Source organism: Bacillus sp. C30 (genome assembly GCF_040838255.1).
Lineage (GTDB): Bacteria > Bacillota > Bacilli > Bacillales > Bacillaceae_G > Bacillus_A > Bacillus_A mycoides.
In genome coordinates this window covers 1-6,020 of the sequence record NZ_JBFPJH010000200.1, presented here as the reverse complement: position 1 = coordinate 6,020, position 6,020 = coordinate 1, and the positions used below count along the sequence as shown (strand labels likewise).

Annotated in this window: 4 protein-coding genes; 2 read left to right on the top strand and 2 right to left on the bottom strand. The window is 36.2% G+C overall.

All coding sequences use genetic code 11. The features are described 5' to 3' along the window. Window positions 1-313: 313 nt before the first annotated feature. Together AB3X49_RS16170 and fdhD are read right to left on the bottom strand one after the other, a co-directional pair. Entirely contained in the window at window positions 314-820 is a 507-nt protein-coding gene (locus AB3X49_RS16170) for a GNAT family N-acetyltransferase (protein WP_002010444.1), read from the bottom strand. Window positions 821-1,322: 502 nt separating this feature from the next. Beyond that, window positions 1,323-2,129: a formate dehydrogenase accessory sulfurtransferase FdhD gene (fdhD, locus tag AB3X49_RS16165; protein WP_002125147.1), complete on the bottom strand. Its 807-nt coding sequence runs from the start codon at window positions 2,127-2,129 to the stop codon at window positions 1,323-1,325. 295 nt (window positions 2,130-2,424) lie between these two features. Between fdhD and fdhF the strand changes: the two genes are divergently transcribed. Both fdhF and AB3X49_RS16155 read left to right on the top strand, forming a co-directional pair. Beyond that, window positions 2,425-5,367 (top strand): formate dehydrogenase subunit alpha, encoded by a 2,943-nt coding sequence (gene fdhF, locus AB3X49_RS16160; RefSeq protein WP_367963323.1) that lies wholly within the window; start codon window positions 2,425-2,427, stop codon window positions 5,365-5,367. Window positions 5,368-5,379: 12 nt separating this feature from the next. After that, window positions 5,380-5,862 carry a helical membrane plugin domain-containing protein gene (locus AB3X49_RS16155; protein ID WP_367963321.1) on the top strand — a complete coding sequence of 161 codons (483 nt, stop codon included), beginning with the start codon at window positions 5,380-5,382 and terminating at the stop codon, window positions 5,860-5,862. Window positions 5,863-6,020 lie beyond the last annotated feature (158 nt).

Sequence of the window (6,020 nt, the reverse complement as noted above, 5' to 3'; positions counted from 1 at the left end):
ATTCTATATAATAAACCAAGGTAAAATTGCTAATCCAGAAGTTACAATTGCTGTAGCGCATATTAAAAAGATAGCTTGTTTATTTTGTTTCATGTCACATTCTCCTCTACATATCAATTGCATGCTATACGTTCATTTAATAATTAGCGGGAGACGGATCCTCCTCGCTGAGTGAAGTTTCACTTTATATTTTTAGTATAACGAATGGAAAGGATTGGAACGATCGATAAAGGTGACATGAAGATTACATTGTTGTAATGAAAAAAGCATCTTAATTAATAAGAAGATGCTTTTGAAAAATTATATTAAAATGTTAATTATTTAAGAATAAAACCATATGCTCTTCGTCCCAATATTGGCCATTATGTTTTAAGGACCGTTCTTGTACACCGTAAGTTTGGAAGCCGAGGGACTCATATAATTTTTTTGCAGCAGTGTTATCAGCGACAACATCAAGCATAAGCTGTTCTACATGTAATTTATCGGCATTTTCAATAATCGCTTTAATTAAAGCTCGTCCTGCACCGAGGCCACGCGCTTTTGGAGAAACAAAAACCGAGCCGATTTTTGCCTTATGCTCTTGCTTAATAAATGGCTTTGTTTCTAGAGTAGCAATACCGATTAAATCATTATCTTTGAAGACACCTAGAGTATACTTATCCGGATTGCTTAATCGCTTTGCCATAGCAGCGACAGGGTTTTCCTGTTTAAGAACATCTTCATAAGAAGAGCTAAAAGCCTCAGGGTTTTTCATTAAACCTTCCATACACACTTTCAAATAAATTTCTGCATCCTCTGTTGTTAATAAGCGAATTTCCATAGTTGTAACCTCCTAGATTGATTCAAATTTAATTCATTAACTTTGTAAGATTAAGTTTAGTTAAATGTATTCTGTGACTATTCTTTCTTAATTTGTAAAAGAATGAAAAGATTATGCTACTATGTTTTCATTTTATTTATCCCGCTATTTGTGGGCAGTAAAACTCCTACCTTAAAATTCGGATGGAGCAAAGAAGTTAGGTGGGAGATCAACTGCCCGTAAAAGCCCGATTGGTGAAGGCTAATAATCAGTGGGGGATGAACACCCCCCCACTGATTATAGTTTCACTTTATATAATGAAATTATATATTAACTTTATTAACTATTCAAGTTTTTAATATGTTACATTTTTATAACTAAAATTCCCGCTTTGTAAAGGAGTAATTTTTATCCAACTATTCGTGGGAGTCGGATTGCCCGTAAAAGCCCGATTGGTTGGGCTAATAATCAGTGAGGAGGGAAAAACCCTCCACTGATTAAATTTTCACTTTCTTTTACGTATTCAATCGTTTATTTTGTAGCCATCGATTCGTTCCGGATGTGTATAAATATTGCAAGATCCATTTCGAATAAATCCTACTACGGTAATACCTAAATCGTGGGCGAGTTGCAGAGCTAGTTTAGTTGGAGCTGATTTAGATAGAACAATTTCGCAACCTATTTTTGAAACCTTTAACAAAATTTCAGATGAGATGCGTCCGCTAAACGCAATGATTTTCCCTTGAACAGAGATATTGTTTCGTAAACAATGACCGTATATTTTATCTAGCGCATTATGTCTTCCGATATCCATTCTTGATAAAAGAATGTTATTTCGATCACATAAAGCGGTATTATGCACACCACCCGTTTGGCGAAATGTAGTTGAAGATTGTTGTAAGGAAGTCATTAGGTGAAAACATTCTTCCGGAGTAATAGTTATATGTATATCATGTAACTTTTTTGCTTTTGCTGCATCGTTGACGAAAACAAAACCTTGTCTACTTTTCCCGCAACAAGAAGTTACGTACCGTTTATTATATAAAGTTTGATAGAGCGGATTAATTTTTGATGATTTTACATGGACAATTCCGTTTTCTTTTTGGATCCATAATTCTTCAATATCTTTATAAGAAGAAATAATTCCTTCAGAAATTAAAAAACCGGTTACCATATCTTCAATGTAATTAGGAGTGCATACAACTGTTACGTATTCTTCGCTATTTAATTTAATTGTAATAGGAGATTCCGTAACAACCTCATCGGTTTGTTTTGAAAATGTACCAGATTGATAACGTACAATTGTATATGTTTCTTGAATAGGCCCCATATTAAATTCCCCTTTATATGTATTTTTCTCCATATTTATCATAAAACATCGAAAAAACAAAAGCATCTACTAACAAGAAGATGGCAGATTATTTTGGTTATTATTGTATATGTACGATATAATAGATTTGTAGAATAGCGACATTTTCAAGCTTTCGTAGTTATACCTTATAACATCTAGAATCGACTTCCAAAGGAAAGTATTTCAACAGAGCGCTTCAAAAATATGTACAACACAATTATGAAAACGGATTCATAATTGTGTTGTACAGTTAGTTGTAAGGAGAGGGGAAACTATGACAGAACAGACAGTCCGTGTAACCGTTGATGGTAAAGAATTTTTCGTATCAGGTGAAAAGACGATACTCCAATTGTTTAACGAAAGTAATTTAGAACATCCTCAAATTTGTCATGTACCAGAGGTAGATCCTATTCAAACTTGTGATACATGTATTGTAGAAGTGAATGGAAGTTTACTACGTGCCTGTTCGACGAAGTTGGAAGATGGCATGCATATTGAGAGGCAATCGGAACGTGCAAAGGAAGCACAAACTGAAGCGATGGATCGAATATTAGAGAATCATTTATTGTATTGTACAGTATGTGATAACAATAATGGTAACTGTAAAGTCCATAATACAGTACATATGATGGAGATTGAAGAACAGAAATATCCATATGAACCGAAAGTAAGTACATGCGAAGTGGATACGTCGCATCCATTCTATCGATACGATCCAAATCAATGTATTGCTTGTGGGCAGTGTGTAGAAGTATGCCAAAATTTACAAGTAAATGAAACTTTATCGATTGATTGGAGTTTAGACCGTCCACGTGTTATTTGGGACAATGGTGTGAGTATAAATGACTCGTCTTGTGTTAGCTGTGGGCAATGTGTAACAGTTTGTCCTTGTAATGCATTAATGGAAAAAACGATGCTAGGAGAAGCTGGATTTATGACTGGTTTAAAACCAGATGTGCTTAATCCAATGATTGATTTTGTAAAAGATGTAGAGCCTGGATATAGCAGTATTTTAGCAGTTTCAGAAGTAGAGTCCGCGATGCGTAAGACGAAAATTAATAAGACAAAAACAGTTTGTACATTTTGTGGTGTAGGTTGTTCATTTGAAGTATGGACGAAAGATCGTCAAATTTTAAAAGTGCAACCTGTTTCAGATGCACCGGTTAATGGTATTTCCACATGTGTAAAAGGAAAATTCGGATGGGACTTTGTGAACAGTGAAGAGCGTATTACAAAGCCGTTAATTCGCCAAGGGGATATGTTTGTTGAGGCTTCATGGGAAGAGGCTCTTGAAGTTGTTGCATCTAATATGCAACATATTAAATCAGAGTATGGTAGCGATGCGTTTGGGTTTATTTCTTCTTCGAAAGTAACAAATGAAGAAAACTATCTTATGCAAAAACTAGCTCGTCAAATATATGGAACAAATAATGTAGATAACTGCTCCCGTTATTGCCAATCTCCAGCAACAGACGGTTTATTTAAAACTGTCGGTATGGGCGGAGATGCTGGAACAGTGAAAGATATTGCTGAGGCAGGTCTTGTTATTATTGTTGGGGCAAATCCAACAGAAGGACATCCTGTACTTGCAACTAGAGTGAAGCGTGCTCATAAATTACATGAACAAAAACTAATTGTCGCAGACCTTCGTAAACATGAAATGGCGGAGCGTGCTGATATATTTGTTCACCCGAGTCAAGGGACGGATTATGTATGGCTTGCTGGGATAACGAAATACATTATCGATCAAGATTGGCACGATAAAAAGTTCATAGCTGAAAATGTAAGGAATTTTGATGAATATAGCAAAATGCTAGAAAAATATACGCTTGATTATACTGAGGGAATTACAGGGATTTCTAAAGCTCAGTTAAAAGAAATGGCTCGTATGGTATATGAAGCAGATGGTACTTGTGTACTTTGGGGAATGGGTGTAACTCAAAATACAGGAGGAAGTACAACGTCAGCAGCAATTTCAAATTTACTTCTCGTTACAGGTAACTACCGTCGTCCTGGTGCCGGTGCGTATCCGTTACGCGGGCATAATAACGTACAAGGTGCTTGTGATATGGCGACATTACCGAACTGGCTTCCGGGTTACCAAGCTGTTTCAGATGATGTGCATCGTGCGAAATTTGAAAAAGCATACGGTACTACCATTCCGAAAGAACCGGGATTAAATAATATCGCAATGTTACTTGCGGCCGAAGAAGGAAAACTGCGTGGTATGTATGTTATGGGAGAAGAAATGGCTTTAGTAGATTCAAATGCCAACCATGTACAACATATTTTAGCGAATTTAGACTTCCTTGTTGTTCAAGATATGTTCTTATCGAAAACAGCTCGTTTCGCCGATGTTATTTTACCAGCAGCACCAAGCTTAGAAAAAGAAGGAACGTTTACGAATACAGAGCGCCGTATTCAAAGATTATACGAAGTATTGAAACCGCTTGGTGATTCAAAACCAGATTGGTGGATTTTACAAAAAGTAGCTCGTGCACTGGGCGGAGACTGGAATTATGGAAGTCCAAGTGAAATTATGGACGAAATTGCATCGCTTGCACCGTTATACTCTCAAGCGACGTACGACCGTCTAGAAGGCTGGAATAGTTTATGTTGGGGTAGCCATGATGGTAGTGATACACCATTATTATATGTAGATGGATTTAACTTCCCAGACAAACTAGCACGTTTATCACTAGATGAATGGGTTCCGCCAGTTATAGCACCAGATGAGTATGATTTACTATTAAATAATGGCCGTATGCTAGAGCATTTCCATGAAGGGAATATGACGAATAAGTCGGCTGGTATTTTATCTAAAGTGTCTGAAGTATTTGTTGAAATTTCACCTGAACTTGCTAAAGAACGCAATGTGAAAGATGGTGGTCTTGTAGAGTTAGCATCACCATTTGGAAAAATCAAAGTACAAGCGCTTGTTACAGATCGTGTAACTGGAAATGAGTTATATTTGCCGATGCATGCGACAGTAAATGAAGAGGCAATCAATATTTTAACAGGAACAGCAACAGACATTTATACGTGTACACCAGCTTATAAACAAACAATGGTGAAACTGCGCGTATTACGTGAAAAAGGAAATCGTCCGTTACCATCTTCAAACCCGAGAGATAAAAAACGTCATCCGCAAAATGGTGTTGAAATCGAGCGAAAGTGGCAAAGAAAACAATACGTATCACTTGTGGACCAGAATTAGGGGGCGGAGATAATGGCAAAAGAGATTACTTTAATTAAAAAAAAGATTGTAACAGAAGAAGAAAAAAAACAGCAAGTAACAGATGAGTTGTTAAATGATCTAGCTGAAAATAGAGAAGCAGTAGAAGAGACGATGCAGCTATTAGCGCAGTTGCAAAAAGCTGGAATTTTAGATGCAGCAATTAGTTTACTTGCTGCAAAAGAAGATGTTTCCAAAATAGCTGTTGAACAATTGAATCGTGAACCAGTAAAAAACGTATTAAACAATATGATGGGGGCAGGAGAGGCATTATCTTCAGTGGACCCAGAAATAACGAAACAAATAACATCTAGTTTAGTCACTGGATTACAATTTGCAACGGATGAGCTGAAAAACGGAAAGAAAACAAAAGTGATGGATTTCTTTAAAGTGTTAAAAGATCCAGATATCAATAGAGCAATTACATTCGGTTTTAGCTTCTTGAAAGCATTTGGTCAAGGGTTAGAGAAAAAATAGAGTAAATGAAAAAGTGATGGCAAGTAGCCATCACTTTTTCATTGTATGTATAAGAGTGTTCATGTTAAGCGGAATATATTATTATTAAAAAAATGGGTTGGAAATGGAAATATGGAATCCATCTCAAATATCGTTTTAGAATGTGGAGGAATATATGC